The 13106-nt window shown below is 63.3% G+C and carries 16 protein-coding genes; 8 read left to right on the top strand and 8 right to left on the bottom strand.

Features of this window, described 5'->3' with window-relative positions; all coding sequences use genetic code 11:
• The first annotated feature begins 12 nt into the window (after positions 1-12).
• Positions 13-192: a tyrosine-type recombinase/integrase gene (locus C4900_RS10775; RefSeq protein ID WP_114283072.1), complete on the top strand. Its 180-nt coding sequence runs from the start codon at positions 13-15 to the stop codon at positions 190-192.
• 154 nt (positions 193-346) lie between these two features.
• On the opposite strand, the gene C4900_RS10780 is transcribed toward C4900_RS10775, so the two are convergent.
• The 4 genes from C4900_RS10780 to C4900_RS10795 all read right to left on the bottom strand — a co-directional run bounded on the left by C4900_RS10780 (position 347) and on the right by C4900_RS10795 (position 3214).
• Positions 347-538: a hypothetical protein gene (locus tag C4900_RS10780; protein ID WP_114283073.1), complete on the bottom strand. Its 192-nt coding sequence runs from the start codon at positions 536-538 to the stop codon at positions 347-349.
• 841 nt (positions 539-1379) lie between these two features.
• Complete coding sequence (locus C4900_RS10785; RefSeq protein ID WP_141689432.1) at positions 1380-1721, bottom strand: hypothetical protein; 342 nt, start codon at positions 1719-1721, stop codon at positions 1380-1382.
• 126 nt (positions 1722-1847) lie between these two features.
• Entirely contained in the window at positions 1848-2621 is a 774-nt protein-coding gene (locus tag C4900_RS10790; protein ID WP_141689431.1) for a hypothetical protein, read from the bottom strand.
• Positions 2622-2701: 80 nt separating this feature from the next.
• Positions 2702-3214, bottom strand: a complete 513-nt coding sequence (locus tag C4900_RS10795) for a hypothetical protein (protein ID WP_147267182.1) — start codon at positions 3212-3214, stop codon at positions 2702-2704.
• Between the two features lie 1020 nt (positions 3215-4234).
• On the opposite strand from C4900_RS10795, the gene C4900_RS15875 reads away from it, so the two are divergent.
• From C4900_RS15875 to C4900_RS16050, 4 genes are all read left to right on the top strand, one after another.
• Positions 4235-4423, top strand: a complete 189-nt coding sequence (locus C4900_RS15875; RefSeq protein ID WP_141689429.1) for a hypothetical protein — start codon at positions 4235-4237, stop codon at positions 4421-4423.
• A 553-nt stretch (positions 4424-4976) separates the two neighbouring features.
• On the top strand, positions 4977-5210 hold the full coding sequence (locus C4900_RS10805; protein WP_065972239.1) for a YgaP family membrane protein: 234 nt from the start codon (positions 4977-4979) through the stop codon (positions 5208-5210).
• A complete protein-coding gene (locus tag C4900_RS10810) occupies positions 5207-5755 on the top strand; it encodes an RNA polymerase sigma factor (protein ID WP_211306897.1) in 549 nt (182 codons plus the stop codon). Before C4900_RS10805 ends, C4900_RS10810 begins: the two co-directional genes overlap by 4 nt.
• A gap of 94 nt (positions 5756-5849) precedes the next feature.
• Positions 5850-6014, top strand: coding sequence for a hypothetical protein (locus C4900_RS16050; protein ID WP_170132514.1), 165 nt, complete (start codon positions 5850-5852; stop codon positions 6012-6014).
• A 91-nt stretch (positions 6015-6105) separates the two neighbouring features.
• Here C4900_RS16050 and C4900_RS10820 read toward each other — a convergent pair whose 3' ends face one another.
• The 3 genes from C4900_RS10820 to istA form a co-directional block, all read right to left on the bottom strand.
• A complete protein-coding gene (locus C4900_RS10820) occupies positions 6106-6774 on the bottom strand; it encodes a DNA-binding protein (RefSeq protein ID WP_170132515.1) in 669 nt (222 codons plus the stop codon).
• A 76-nt stretch (positions 6775-6850) separates the two neighbouring features.
• Entirely contained in the window at positions 6851-7591 is a 741-nt protein-coding gene (gene istB / locus C4900_RS10825; RefSeq protein ID WP_114282452.1) for an IS21-like element helper ATPase IstB, read from the bottom strand.
• Complete coding sequence (gene istA, locus C4900_RS10830; RefSeq protein WP_065971967.1) at positions 7585-9186, bottom strand: IS21 family transposase; 1602 nt, start codon at positions 9184-9186, stop codon at positions 7585-7587. Before istA ends, istB begins: the two co-directional genes overlap by 7 nt.
• A 231-nt stretch (positions 9187-9417) precedes the next feature.
• Here istA and C4900_RS10835 point away from each other — a divergent pair, with 231 nt between their 5' ends.
• From C4900_RS10835 to C4900_RS10845, 3 genes are all read left to right on the top strand, one after another.
• Positions 9418-10776, top strand: a complete 1359-nt coding sequence (locus tag C4900_RS10835; protein ID WP_170132516.1) for an IS4 family transposase — start codon at positions 9418-9420, stop codon at positions 10774-10776.
• A gap of 3 nt (positions 10777-10779) precedes the next feature.
• Complete coding sequence (locus tag C4900_RS10840; protein ID WP_114282479.1) at positions 10780-11634, top strand: DUF4338 domain-containing protein; 855 nt, start codon at positions 10780-10782, stop codon at positions 11632-11634.
• Positions 11635-11750: 116 nt separating this feature from the next.
• Positions 11751-12140, top strand: coding sequence for a hypothetical protein (locus C4900_RS10845; protein WP_141689428.1), 390 nt, complete (start codon positions 11751-11753; stop codon positions 12138-12140).
• Between the two features lie 569 nt (positions 12141-12709).
• Here C4900_RS10845 and C4900_RS10850 read toward each other — a convergent pair.
• The gene (locus tag C4900_RS10850) at positions 12710-13084 is read right to left on the bottom strand and encodes a VOC family protein (RefSeq protein ID WP_065972236.1); all 375 of its coding nucleotides are present in this window, start codon (positions 13082-13084) and stop codon (positions 12710-12712) included.
• Between the last annotated feature and the right edge of the window lie 22 nt (positions 13085-13106).

Raw genomic sequence — 13106 nt, forward strand, 5'->3', positions numbered from 1 at the left:
GAGCGGGCCTGCATGGCCACCAGCATCGAAGGCCTGACCTTCCACGATCGGCGCCATGGGACGACCTCCCGGCTCTTTGAGACGGGGTTGAACCCTGTGGAGGTCGCGGCGATTACCAGTCACAAGATTCTGCAGATGCTGAAACGGTATACGCGCCTGCGGGCCGAGGATCCGGTAGGGAGATTGGGGTAGGTAACCGGCGCCATAGGGCTGGCACCGGTTGTCGTAGTGGGTTATTTGTGCTTGTGGCCGCGATGATTAAACCAGGCCAACGCAAGGCCGCCGCCACCAAAAACCAAAATCACCAACCCCCAAGCAATCCACAACTGTGTCGTTGTAATAGTGCTCATGAGTCTCGATCTCCTAATATCAAGATAGCGGCGAACTCAATAAGGGCAAAGCCAATCGCCGCCGCTCCCATAAACCACCAATCCTTTCGCGCAAGTCCCGCCGTATACCCAAAGAAACCGAACTGAGCGATTGCGACAACCCGTAAGGTGTCCGCCGCATGCTTGGCCTGTTCGTCGTTGAGTTGCATCTCGTATATGTCCCAGCATATCCGCCCTTTCTGTCATGCTCAAGCCTCGCCCATTGCGGGCCGAATGGGCCGTTCGGCCCACAATGCGGCCTATCCCCGGCGTGCCGGTATGGCGGAGAGATCTATGAGGGTGGGGCGAAGCGGCTGGCGCGGATCCTGCCGCGCCTCCTTCTCCACCCTCTTGCGCGCCCTGTCGCGCCTCGCTGCCTCAGTGTCGCCGACACGATGCAGGATCGGGCGGGCTGGCCGCGTTGGGGGCGTGGTTTTGGGGTGGCCGGCCCGGTTGCTCATATCGTCGCCCCATATGCCGTTCCTGTGATCTATTATCGGTGACCGATCCTATTGAATCAGGATATTTCAGTGATGAGTCATCGACAATAGGGGTTTGGGGGGGATGGTGGAGAGACCGCTTCCATCTTTCGCCCCCACCACCGCCCCGCCAACCCTGCACCCTTCGCGTGGGGGGTTGGTTTTGACGCAATCAAGGCCGTTAAGCGTGCGACTGCCTGCACCGCTCGGCATGGCGACAGCTTCAGACCTTCGTCGAGTACAAGGCAAGAGCGCCGGGCATCGCGGTCGCATTGCGGGTCAGGTCGCAAATGTCGGCGGTCTCAAGCCCTGGGCGGCGCGTCATTTCCGAACCACGGCGCGATCCCGTAGCGCGAATCGCACTCAGCACGGTTTGGGGAGCGTCTGGCCAGGTGCTCCCTTCTAATGGGCGATAAAAAAACATGGTTTTAGGAACGGTACAAACTGGCGATGCAAGACAAGAGGCCGGAGCTCAACAAAATACGCGGCGCAAAGCCGGGGGCTGCGCCGCCATGGGCCGGAGGATCTGGGCCTATCCCGCTCTCAGCATCTGCAAAAGTTCCTGCTCCTTAGCATAGGCATCGGGCAGGTGACCATAATGGAGCGATGCCGCGCAGGCCTTCAGTGCGCGGTGCAGTTCATGGAGGTGCATCTCGTTATAGCAGAGATTGTTATAGGCCAAGGCTACGGTCGGCGCCCCCACATACCGCGTACTGAAGAGATAGGAGTAGGTCTTCAGTGATTTCAGGGCCCCCTGAAGGTTGCCTCCCTGATCGTGGATGACACCAATAGTGATCGCCGCATAGCTACGGTACACGCTTTCCGAACCGGCCACTAGACGATACGCCCGCAAGGCCGCCGCTTTTCGGTTCATGACCGCATACACCCGCCCGGGCCAGTAACGCGTCTGAAGACTACCGTCATTGCGAACGATGGCCCGGCAGGTGTGCACCGCTCCGCATACAGCCCGAGCCGGAAGAGCGCATTACACTCCACAGCGTCATACCCGGGTCGGGCCCATCCCCCCATACAGGACGCTCGCGGCCTTCTCGTAAATTACCACCTTGCGATACGCATGCAGCCGATTGTAGGTCGAGGCAAGATCGGTATAGATCTGAGCACGCGCCGCATCCTCTGCATCAGGCCCTAAAAAATGCGTATTGACAAGATCCGCCAGCGCACGCCGATAGAGAGTGCGGGCATTGGCAAGCTGGCTCTCTTCATACCAGACAAGCGCTGCAAGCCGGTCGATGACATCATTATTGCCCGCGGTATCCGAGGCGACCAGTTGCGTACCGCTGCCCAGGGCATGCGCGGCCCCCTCGAGGAAACACCCCGAGAACCGCCCTCCACCTGTTGTCATGATCATACTGGAGAGAATCGGCCGGACGGCGGTAGCAAACGGCTGGCGCCAAGTACCGCGCACGAATCCAAACACTCCGAAGGCAGCGGCATCCAAATGGTGTGTGGCCACTCGGCCCATGAGGATGTCGACGCAGGCGTTCATCGGGACACGCCCGTTGTCGCTGCAGGCATCGGAGACCGCGCTCAAGACGTGGGCATACATCTGCAGATAGAGAAGTCTGCGCGGAGAGCTCTGCGGCGTCCGCCTCGCATAGCGGTGCACGAATGCGTACATTGCATTCAGAATCCCGAACCACTTAGGCTGCAGCGCCGCAAGACGGATCTGATAAACGGGGTAATAATCCGGAAATATCCGGATCGCCTGCTCGAAGAGATCACGCTGTGCGGCGTTGCCGGCGGCATAGCGCATTATCTGAAGTCCGAGCGCCCAGGCCGCTGGATCCCGGGGATTTTCAGCAAGGGATGCGCGTATGTCCTTGCGGGCCAGATCTACCGCGTAGGCGAAAGCAGCGGTATTTCGCGGCCGCGTATCCACCACCCGAGATGGAGGTAATAACTCGCGCGCACGAGATGCGCCATGGCCGACTTCTGGTCCGCTTGAACCCAGGCATTGCGCCCGCGCGCAAACCGCGCGCCCGCAGGCCTCGTAACTGCAGAAAGAAATCTAGTAAACGGCGCAAAGGCCCAAGGACCGACCCGACTTTGGTGCAGGACAGTGCGCAGGACCCTGTCGCCTTTATGAAAATCTCCATCGCGGATCGCCTGCCGCACGGCGAGCACCTGCGCAAAGGGAGCCGGTGGGACGGGCGGCTGCCCAACCAGTCGCGCTACCGCCTTGGCGATCGCCGCGAGCGTTCTTTTCTGGGGAACGCTCGCGCCGGGCACCGGCGCGACACCCGATGCGACCGTTGGTCCCGCCGAGATCCGGTACACAAAATACGTGCCGAGCACGCCGATGGCCACGACGGCGACGAAGCCATACCAGGGCATGCGGCGCGGCATGCCTACTTCGCTAATTTTCTTGCCCTCGGCCACCACCATACCCTGATTTTATTGCATTTATTCGGTTTTCTGACGCGGACGGAAGGCATATCCATGCCTGTCCAGAGGATCTGCGCCTCCCAGTGCGCAGATGATGGTATTGCAAATATAGCATCCGTCCGCGACGTGCGCGAGACGCACCCCCCTGCGGCAACCCCAGCACGCGTGGCCAGCGGTACTTCGGGGCGCATGGGATCCCGGCCTCCGAAGCCCCCATAGGCGGATTCGCTCAGGCTACGATCAGAAAGTCCACCTTAAAACCAAGGGCAGGAGGACCGGGGACCATCCGGAGGATCTCTGTGGCATCAATGGCCGCTGTCGGTTGGCCCACGAAGATCCAGGCCACATGAGCGATCTTCCCATAACTGCTTTGTGTGACCTATAAAGCCCTTCCGGTTTTCCGGATATTTTTGACATGTCGGATCGATTTTTTTGTATACTTTGTATCATAGGTTTTTTGGTAACGCGCCGCGCTCGCGAGAAACAGCGGTATCCAAGGAAACGGCCCTTCACAAGAGCGGCCGCCAATCCATCCCCGCAGACGTCTTGGCAGGTCGTCTGGTGACAACGCAATAATCTGGGAGAAGGTGTTGGAAGGGAGGAATCTGGCCCATTGTGCGCCCCCACCCGCAGACCATGCGGCGGCGATTTTGTGGCCTCGCAAAACCCGCGGACAACCTGATGCGGGGCGCGACCAGCACATGTGGGTCCCTCGTTCATGAGAACCGCATTCCGCTATCTCATCGCGAGCAAACTCTCCCTCTTCGGGTGGCTCGCAATCTGCATCTACCTCGCGCCGCGGAGCCTTACCAACAATCGGGGCCTTAGTTACTGCGGCTACAACTGGCCTACCTTGGTCCCTTTCGTTGGCACCCTGCCCCTGCTCATGGGCGCCTACTGTCTCTCCTGCAGGCAGCCACTTCAACCCGACTTTACGGCCTGCGTTGGCCGCTGCCAGGAGCAGCTAAGGCGCCGCAGATCGTGGCACTGCTTACCCCCTTCGTGCTGCTGACGCCCTTCGATGACCTGGGTCTGGTACATAACACCCATGCAATGACCAGAAGCGCAGTGTTCATTCGCCTGCTGCGCTTTCGGAAATCCTTCGATCGAAGGCCGCAGCGCAGGCGTCTGGCCACCTATTGGACCACCCCAAGGCTCGGCCGGGACTGACCGCCAGGGCCGTGCGACTGATCCGCCTCCGATTTTTTGCCGTTCAGGGCCTCCATGGTCCGGTGGATGACGGCATTGGAGGTATGCCGGAGTGAACCGACGGTATGATCGTTTTGGCGATCGGCCGCACGCGATGGGGACTTCCGATCCCGCCCAAGATCGTGCGGCAGATGGCAGTCTATGACCCTTCTCGGAGTATCCAGAAGAACGCATGCTGTGCGCGGCGCGCAAGCCATCCGACGGAGGTTCCCGGGCCAGTCGTGGCCCTGAAGGCGCGCATCAAGGTATCGCTTAGAATGATCCCCCGTCCCGGCGCGCCCCGCCCGATACAGGCCGCCGCCGGTCTGTCGAAATCGCTGCGCTCACGCAGACAAGGCAACCTTATGGTCAGCGTGTTGATGCGACAACAGAGATCGCCGCGAAACCGCCCGGCGTCGACCTCTGGCGCCACTGCGGCCCATGATATGTGTCCCTGTGCCGCGAACCCAAATGGCCCCGGCGCACCTCTTAGTCGTAAAGGTGCCCCTTAAGGCACCATGGTGAGGAGCAAGAGATGATCTACATAAAGAACCTCCCCGTCTGGGAGCGGATTGCGCGCCTGATCGCCGCCGTCGCCGTCGCGACTTATGGAGTCGTCGACGTCCGCGACCCCTGGGGGTGGGTAGCCGTAGCCGTCGCCGCCGGTCTTGCACTGACTGGGGTATTCGGGTTTTGTCCGGCCTGCGCCCTGGCCGGTCGCCGTCTGGCAAAACAGGCCGGCAACGCATCGAGGCCGCCCCACCCATGACCGCCCTCAAGTCGCTGATCCCGATGGTCGAGGCCGCCTGGCAGGGCGAGCCGGCAGCGCTGGATCGGCTGCTTCGCGCCTGTCAGCCCGATATCCGCCGCTACGCCTACCGGCATTGCCTGTCGAGCGATGTCGACGATGCGGTCCAGGAAACCCTGCTCATCGTCGTCCGCCGCTTGCGCGCGCTGCGCACGGTGGCGGCCTTCTCGGGATGGCTCTTTACCGTGGTGCGGCGCGAATGCCGCCGCCTGGAGCGGCGCGTGTTTGGACTCGATGCCCTTGAGGAAATCCGGGTAGAGGAGTGGCTCGCCACCCGTTCCGACGAGACGCTGCGCATCGACCTCGTCCAGGCCCTGGAATCGCTGCCCGCGCATTATCGGGAGGTCGTGCTCCTGAGGGATTTCGAACAACTGACTCTGCACGAGATTGCCGAGCGCCTTGCGCTCACCATCGCGGCCGCGAAAAGCCGTCTGCATCGCGCCCGCGAGTTGATGCGGGAATATCTGATCCTTTCTATTGCACACATCTTTGGCGATTTTCTCTGATTGTTTGACGCGCCTAACGAAAGTGCTGGACACACGCGCCGAGATTGCGTAAGGTGGCGGTTGTCGCGGCGTGCGACAAGGACAGGCGGACGGCGTGCAAAAGTCGAGGCGTTGTGGGGATCCGGATGTGCGGGCGATCATGGAGGCCGGCACAGAGTCGGTCGAGTGGGTGAGACAAGAGTTTGCCCGCGCCGACCTCTCCGATAAACGCCTGGTGCGTATTCCGATGAAGATGACCGCCGATTCCGGCGGATGGTGACCGCGGATTCCGGTCGAAGGTGACCGATCAATCCGGGCGAAGATGACCGGCCAGAGAGCCGGTCGCGCTGAACGACTTTTACACTACATAATCACAGACCGTCAATGGTCTTGGCCCCCTGTGTGTGGGTGTTAGGGAGATCAGGCCGGGCAGACGGAGAGCGCCCCGGCTTCTTGGTTTGATCAGAGGGTGCAAGCGCGGCGTACACCGCGAGCTCTCCCCGCAGTCTCCCGCATTCCTCGGCGCGCTGGTCGTTATGGAGTTGCGCCGCCTCCAGTTCCGCCTTCAGTTCCGCGATACGCGCCTCCAGTTGAGTGATCTTCGCGGCGTGCGCGGCAAGATGCGTCTCGGCGGTGGCCAGGGCCGGCTGCAGGGTCGCAATCCGGCCCTCCTGGTCCTGTACGGTGCGCTCGAGGCGCGCGATCTCCTGCAGGGTCTCCTGCGCCTGCGTCTGGGACTCCGCGATCTGGGTGTGGGCGGCGCTACGGACAGCCTGGACCTCCTGCTGGGCGAGCTCGGACGCGGCGGTCCAGACCCGGGCCAGGGCCTGGTGCGCGGCGGCCTCGATCTCGGGCGGTAGGGGCGGGAGTGGGTGGGTTGGGATATGGCTCTTCCAGGCACGCAGATGCTGGGAGAGGGTCGTGAAGCTGCCGTGGCCCAAGGCCTCGCGGAGGGCCTGGACGGTGACGGGTTGGGCGCGGTCGGCCAGCGCCTGCGCGGCGGCAAAGACCTGATCTTGGGTAATACCTGTGCGGGACATGAGAACTCCTGTATTGAGGGGGTGGTTCATGGCGTCCGTAATTACGTATGTAATTACGTAATGCCGTTCGGGTACGCTACGCCTGGGCCTGACTCTTGCGCTTGCGCATCGACTCGCCTTCGAGTGTCAGGGTGCGGGCGGAGTGCAGCAAGCGATCGAGGATGGCATCGGCGAGCGTCGGGTCGCCGATGTACTCGTACCAGTGCTCGACCGGCAACTGGCTCGTGATGAGCGTGGCGCGCGCGCCGATGCGATCATCGAGGATCTCCAGCAAGTCGCCGCGCTCGCGCGCGCCCAAAGGAGAGATGGCGAAGTCATCGATTACCAGCAGGCTCGTCTTGGCGAGTGCGGCCAGGCGTTTGCGGAAGCTCCCGTCGGCGTGCGCGAGGGTCAGTTCCTCGAAGAGCCGCGGGGCACGCACGTAGAGGGCCGACAGCCCCTGCCGGCAGGCCTGATGCGCCAGGGCGCAGGCGAGGAAGGTCTTGCCGCAGCCGGTGGCGCCCTGGATGAGGAGGTTCTGCCCCACCCGGATCCAGTCGCAGGCGGTGAGCGTCGCGATGTGCGCGCGGTCGAGACCCCGGCGGGCGCGGAAGTCCAGATCCTCCAGGCAGGCGCGCTCCTTCAGTTGCGCCTGCTGCAGGAGGCGCGTGAGCCTGCGGCTCTCGCGGAACACCGCCTCGCGCTCGACGAGCAGCCCAATGCGCTCCTCGAAGGACAGGCCCTGGGCGGCGCTTTGGGTCATCTGCTCTGAGAGGGCCGCGGCCATGCCGTGGAGCTTCAGGGCGTTTAAGGCATCAAGGGTGGGTTGGATCAACATGGTTCCGATTCTCCTTCAGTACGGGTTGAGGTTTGGGTGGTGGACTGGAAGTACGCCGCGCCGCGCACGTTGTCGTGGTGGACCGGCGGGATGGCAGACGCCCCCTCAGGGGTCGTGCCGGGCGGGGGTTGCTGATCGAGCCGCGCCTCGAGGATGGATTTCACGCTTTTGAGCACCGGCGAGCCGATCGCAAGCGCCCGCTGGCAGGCGGCCTCCAGGCGCACGTTCCCATACCGCTTGCCGAGATTCAGGAGCCCCAGACAGGCGCGGTAGCCCTGCTCGGGGTGCGGGCGGTGGTCGAACTGCCATTGCACGATGGCCTGGGTCTTGGGGCCGATGCTGTGCGCCCAGCGTAAGAGCCGCCCGGGCGTCCACTCCCGGTGCCGGCGATGGGCCTCGGGCATGTGTTCGGCAAGCGTCGTGAACTTCCCGCGCGCGAGCGCGCGGGCATGGACGGCCACACGCTTGCTCTTGAAGAAGAACTCGACGGTTGAGGCGGTCAGGCGCGCCTCGATCTTCTGGCGCACCAGCGGGTGGGGGACGCTGTAGTAGTGGCCGTCGACCTCCACGTGATAGTCGATCGACACGGTGGCGACCTTCCAGGTCGCGAACTCGTAGGGGGTCGCGGGCAACGGGATCATGGCCGGTCGGTCGATGGTCTCGAAGGCGCTGCGGCGCGACCCCGGCAACTTCTTGAACGGACGGTTGTTCAAGTCGGCGAGCAGCGCACGAATGGCGCGATTGAGCTCCTCCAGGGAGAAGAACGGCTGGTTTCTCAGGCGCGCGAGGATCCAGCGCTGCACCAGGAGCACGCCTGCCTCGACGTGCGCCTTATCCCGCGGGGCGGCCGGTCGTGCCGGGAGGATGGCCGTCCCATAGTGGCGGGCCATGTCCGCATAGGTCGAGTTGGCTTCGGGATCGTAGCGGCAGGGGTGCTGGATCCCGCTCTTAAGGTTATCCGGGATGAGGAGAGCGGGCACCGACATCAGGTGTGCGAATAGGCGCACATGGGCGGCGATCCAGTCGGGCAGTTGCTGCGTCCAGGTGGCCTCGGCATAGGCGTACGCCGAGGCCCCGAGCACGGCCACGAAGATCTCGGCGAAGCGCATGGCGCCCGTGGCGCGATCGATGATGGTGACCTTGTCGCCGCTATAGTCGATGAAGATCTTCTCGCCGGCCGGATAGATCTGGCGCATGGAGCGTTGGAGGCTTTGGCGGAAGGTCTTGTAGAGCAGGCAGAACTGGCTATAGCCGTAGGCCTGCCCCGGATGGGCGTGGGCGTACTCCTCCCACAACAGCATGAGGGTCACCCCGGGGCGCTTCATCTCCTGGTGGAGGTAGCCGCAATCGGGCGGTGCGTGGGCGGCCACGAGCCCCGGGGCGCGCGGAAAGAGCCGCGCCTCGAGCGCCGCGTCGTCCAGGTCTGCGGGCAACGGCCAGGACAGGCCGGCGGCCTGGGCGCGCTCCACATACTTCGCGACCGTGCCCTTGGCCACCCCACAGGCCCGGGCGATCCGGTCGTGGGTAAGCCCCGCTTCGTATTTCAGTCGCAGAACGTCTTTGATCTTACGCATGGTCTTCCTCGGGGCGGGCATGTCCTCTCCTGTGGAAAAATCAGGGAGGATAGCCCGCGGAATTGGGAACCCGGTGCGCTCTCGGACTTATCAGGCGGGATGATCCTCGGCCGACACGACGTCGGTCACGATGGATCGGAATCCGTGGTCATCTTCGATCGGAATGCGCGGTCAAGATGGATCGGAATCCGTGGTCACGTTCGATCGGAATCCTTGGTCATCTTGCTTCGGAATATGCACCTGGATCGTCGCTTGGTGAAAACTGCGGAATATCTCGCCCAATCTCCCGGCTCGCCGATCAATGAAGCGTGCGGCAATTGGGCCAGTACGCAAGCGGCGTATCGGCTGTTCAATAATGCCAAGGCGAGCGCGGCGGGGATCCTCAAACCCCATTGGGAAGCGACGGCCGCGCGCATGGCCGGCTGCGGGGGTGCGGTGCTGGTGATGCAGGACACGGTCTTCTTCTCCTACGGCCGGCACGTCAGGACTCGGGGCCTCGGACCGATTGGCAAGAGCAACGCCGCGCATGACCGGGGCCTCATCATGCATAACGCACTGGCCTTCACCACCTCGGGCGTGCCGCTCGGGATCGTGAGCCAAAGCATCTGGGCGCGCGGGGAGATCCCGGAGGAAGACTATCAGGAGAAGATCGAGCGCCTGCAGGTCACGGCGATCGAGGAAAAAGAGAGCGCGAAATGGCTTATTGCGCTCAAAGAGACGGTCGAGCGGGCGCCCGCGGGCGTGCCGGTCGTCACCGTGGCCGACCGCGAATCGGACTTCTTCGAGTTCTTGACACGCGCCCAGGACCTGCAGGCGCACTATCTCATCCGCGCGCGCACCGACCGCAAGCTCGTGCCCGAAGACAGCGCGGGCTGCACGCGGATGCTCGAGGCGTTGAGCGATGCCCCGGCATGGGGGAGCATGACGATTGAGGTTCCTGGCAACGGCAGTCGTAAGGCGCGCACGGCGGCGATCGAGGTGCGCACAGCCGAGGTCACGATCCAGCCCCCACCGCGCCGTGGGGCGGCCCAGACGTCCGGCTCCAGCGAGCCTGTGACCGTCACCCTGATCGGGGCGACCGAGTCGTCCCCGCCGGCCGGGGTGGAGCCGATCAGCTGGGTGTTGCTCACAAATCTCATCGTCAAAGACTTCGCGTCCGCCACCGAGAAGGTGCGGTGGTATGGGCGGCGCTGGGGCATCGAGATCTGGCATAAGGTGCTCAAATCCGGCTGCAAGGTCGAGGACTGCCTGCTCGAGGAGGCCTTGCGCCTCAAGCGCTATCTGACGCTTTTCAGCATCATCGGCGTGCGCCTGATGCATGTGACCTACCTGGCCCGCGCGCACCCGGATCGGCCGGCCACCGAGGTGTTCTCCGAGGAGGAGGTCGAAGCGCTGCATATCCGCGTCACGCGGGCATTGCCCCCCGCAGGTCCTGCCCCGACGCTGCGCGACATGGTGCGCATGCTGGGCCGGCTCGGCGGCCACTTGGGCCGCAAGGGGGATGGCGAACCCGGCGTCACCGTGCTCTGGCGCGGCTGGACGAGTCTTTACGAGACGGTCGAGACACTGCGTGCCCATAAACATGTCCTCAGCCCGCGCGACTCGAGCTGAACGATGCGCTACTGCGGACGAGAGTTTACACCAGCCGAGATCGCGCTGATCCGCGAGTGGCTCACGACCCCCCAGATGAACCGTGCTCGTTTATCCCGGGAAGTCTGTGAGAGGCTCGGATGGCGCCGGGAAAATGGCGCTCTGAAGGATATGAGCTGTCGCGTGGCCCTCAACCGCATGCACGCCGATGGGCTGATCACACTGCCCCCGCCGCGCAACCCCAAGCCCGTCACCTACCGGTCCTATCCGGACATCGAACAGGCGGTTTGCGAACCCGCCGTCATCCCGGCCATCGATCTCGCTACGCTCACCATTGATCCGGTCCTCGGCAGAGCCGAATCGCGGCTGTGGAACGCCTATATCGAACGCCACCACTACCTCGGGCATACCCTCATGCCCGGGGCGCAACTGCGCTACTTCGTACGCGCCCAAGGCCAGATCGTCGCGGCCCTGGGCTTCGGGGCCAGCGCCTGGAAGGTCAAGCCCCGCGATCAGGCCATCGGCTGGACGGTCGATCAGCGGCAACGCAATCTGCACCTGATCGTCAACAATGCCCGTTTCCTTATTCTGCCGTGGATCCATTGCCCAAACTTGGCCTCACGGATCCTGGCCTTGGTCAGCCGCCGACTCCCCGACGACTGGCACGCCCGCTACAGCTATCGCCCGGTTCTGCTCGAAACCTTCGTCGAGAAGCCGCGCTTTACCGGTACCTGCTACAAGGCGGCCAACTGGCAAAACCTTGGGGATACTCAAGGGCGCGGTAAGCTCGACGTCTTGCATCGCCACGCAAAGCCCGTCAAAAGTATCTGGATCTATCCGCTCGTGCGGGACTTTCGCCGGCATCTCTGCAACGCATAAGACAGGCCATTCGATTACCTATCGATATTCATCGATGCCTCATGCTTTGTTGACAGAAAGATGTGTGTAATAGAAAGTATCTGATCACCTAAGCGCGAATCCTGGAAGGGGGGGTTATGACGGGAAGAGGATTTTGGTGGCGGGGCGGCCGGCGATCACGCGTTGTCATTGCCGTCTCCGGCAAGGAAGTGGAGATCCGCTGGTCGGCGGCCGCGGATCGGGCGCTGGCTGTCCGCGAGGCCCCGCTCATCGTCGAGCTCGAGCTGGCATTCGCCTGTTTTGCGCGCAAGACGGTGCGGTTTGCCGAATCCTCGACCGCGCCTTCCAGCGGTCATATTCGGGTCACGGAAACCCTCCTATTACGGATCGTGACGCGGATCCCGGATGCTTGTACGCCCGATGCGCCGTCGGGGACGGTTCCAAACCTGGCGCCGCGCCCTGTCGTGCCTCGCTGGGTAGGGATCGACCGCGTGAAGGGCGCTTGGGTTGGCGAATCTGGGTGGTAAACCAAGCCCTTGAGGACCGGATCGAAGATATTGGTCCGTTATTAATTGATGCGGGGTCTCGCTCCGATCTTGTCCTTGGGGCCAGATCCGGGGCCGACCGGCTAGGGGCGAGCACAGCGGTCCCGCAGAGCGCAGCTCGAGCCCGGGCGGCAATCCGGCCTTGCAGGGAAGACCCCCTCGCAGCGAAGAGGTCGTAAGCAACGGCCGAGACCGGAGGCGCGAGGGCAGCTCGCCGTCTTCACGCGGCGAAAGCCCGCACTCCGACGTGGGGCGGGGTGGCGTACAAGGGATCCCGGAACCAAGGACGCCTTGCGATCCTGGGAACCGCGCGGATCATGGGCCTATAATGGCGCTCGACCCGCCGGCCCGCATGGCGAGGCCGTCAACCCGGGTTCAGCGTATCCAGCCATCCATGCCAGGACAGGGTCGCCTGGCTCCTCAATAGTGATACCTGCATAACAGGCCTCGCGTTGAATTTTATTACAAGCGGTTGATTATGGTTACGCCCCGCAGACCCTTGACGGGAATCGCAGGCGCCCTACATGGCTTACGCCCCATTGGCGCGCCGTTTACCCCGGCGTGCCGGCGGTGTGTTCCACGTATTCGCATATCGTATCGTCCGGATGCCGCACGCGCATATTCCGCCCTGTGGGGACGTGGCGCGGCTCTTCGAGGATCATGCCACCCGCAGCCACGACCGTGTCCCGCGCAGCGTCGAGGTTATCGACCAGAAAGGTCGCCTGCGTGGCTCGGACCTGCGCTAAACGTTCCGGTGGTCCCGCGATCAACAGCACGGCGCTCACTGCCGTAACTTCAAGCCCCGCATCGGGGTGCGTAAAACGTAAGGCGCAAACCTCGCCTGTGACGGCCTCGTAAAACGCGATTGCGCCGTCGAGGGCTGATGGCGCTAGGTAGATCCGCACATACACGCGCAGGACTCGCATGGTCGACCACTCCGCCGTTCAT

The organism is Acidiferrobacter thiooxydans, from assembly GCF_003333315.1.
In the GTDB taxonomy this organism is placed as follows: domain Bacteria; phylum Pseudomonadota; class Gammaproteobacteria; order Acidiferrobacterales; family Acidiferrobacteraceae; genus Acidiferrobacter; species Acidiferrobacter thiooxydans.

Bases quoted from the DNA above. Each gene is read 5' to 3' on its own strand.
- C4900_RS10775 (WP_114283072.1), top strand. From the start codon at position 13: ATGGCCACCAGCATCGAAGGCCTGACCTTCCACGATCGGCGCCATGGG.
- C4900_RS10850 (WP_065972236.1), bottom strand. From the start codon at position 13,084: ATGCGAGTCCTGCGCGTGTATGTGCGGATCTACCTAGCGCCATCAGCC.
- C4900_RS10820 (WP_170132515.1), bottom strand. From the start codon at position 6,774: ATGTCCCGCACAGGTATTACCCAAGATCAGGTCTTTGCCGCCGCGCAG.
- C4900_RS10805 (WP_065972239.1), top strand. From the start codon at position 4,977: ATGATCTACATAAAGAACCTCCCCGTCTGGGAGCGGATTGCGCGCCTG.
- C4900_RS10810 (WP_211306897.1), top strand. From the start codon at position 5,207: ATGACCGCCCTCAAGTCGCTGATCCCGATGGTCGAGGCCGCCTGGCAG.
- C4900_RS10845 (WP_141689428.1), top strand. From the start codon at position 11,751: ATGACGGGAAGAGGATTTTGGTGGCGGGGCGGCCGGCGATCACGCGTT.
- C4900_RS10780 (WP_114283073.1), bottom strand. From the start codon at position 538: ATGCAACTCAACGACGAACAGGCCAAGCATGCGGCGGACACCTTACGG.
- C4900_RS10785 (WP_141689432.1), bottom strand. From the start codon at position 1,721: ATGAACCGAAAAGCGGCGGCCTTGCGGGCGTATCGTCTAGTGGCCGGT.
- istB (WP_114282452.1), bottom strand. From the start codon at position 7,591: ATGTTGATCCAACCCACCCTTGATGCCTTAAACGCCCTGAAGCTCCAC.
- C4900_RS10795 (WP_147267182.1), bottom strand. From the start codon at position 3,214: ATGCCGCGCCGCATGCCCTGGTATGGCTTCGTCGCCGTCGTGGCCATC.
- istA (WP_065971967.1), bottom strand. From the start codon at position 9,186: ATGCCCGCCCCGAGGAAGACCATGCGTAAGATCAAAGACGTTCTGCGA.
- C4900_RS10790 (WP_141689431.1), bottom strand. From the start codon at position 2,621: ATGCGCTATGCCGCCGGCAACGCCGCACAGCGTGATCTCTTCGAGCAG.
- C4900_RS10840 (WP_114282479.1), top strand. From the start codon at position 10,780: ATGCGCTACTGCGGACGAGAGTTTACACCAGCCGAGATCGCGCTGATC.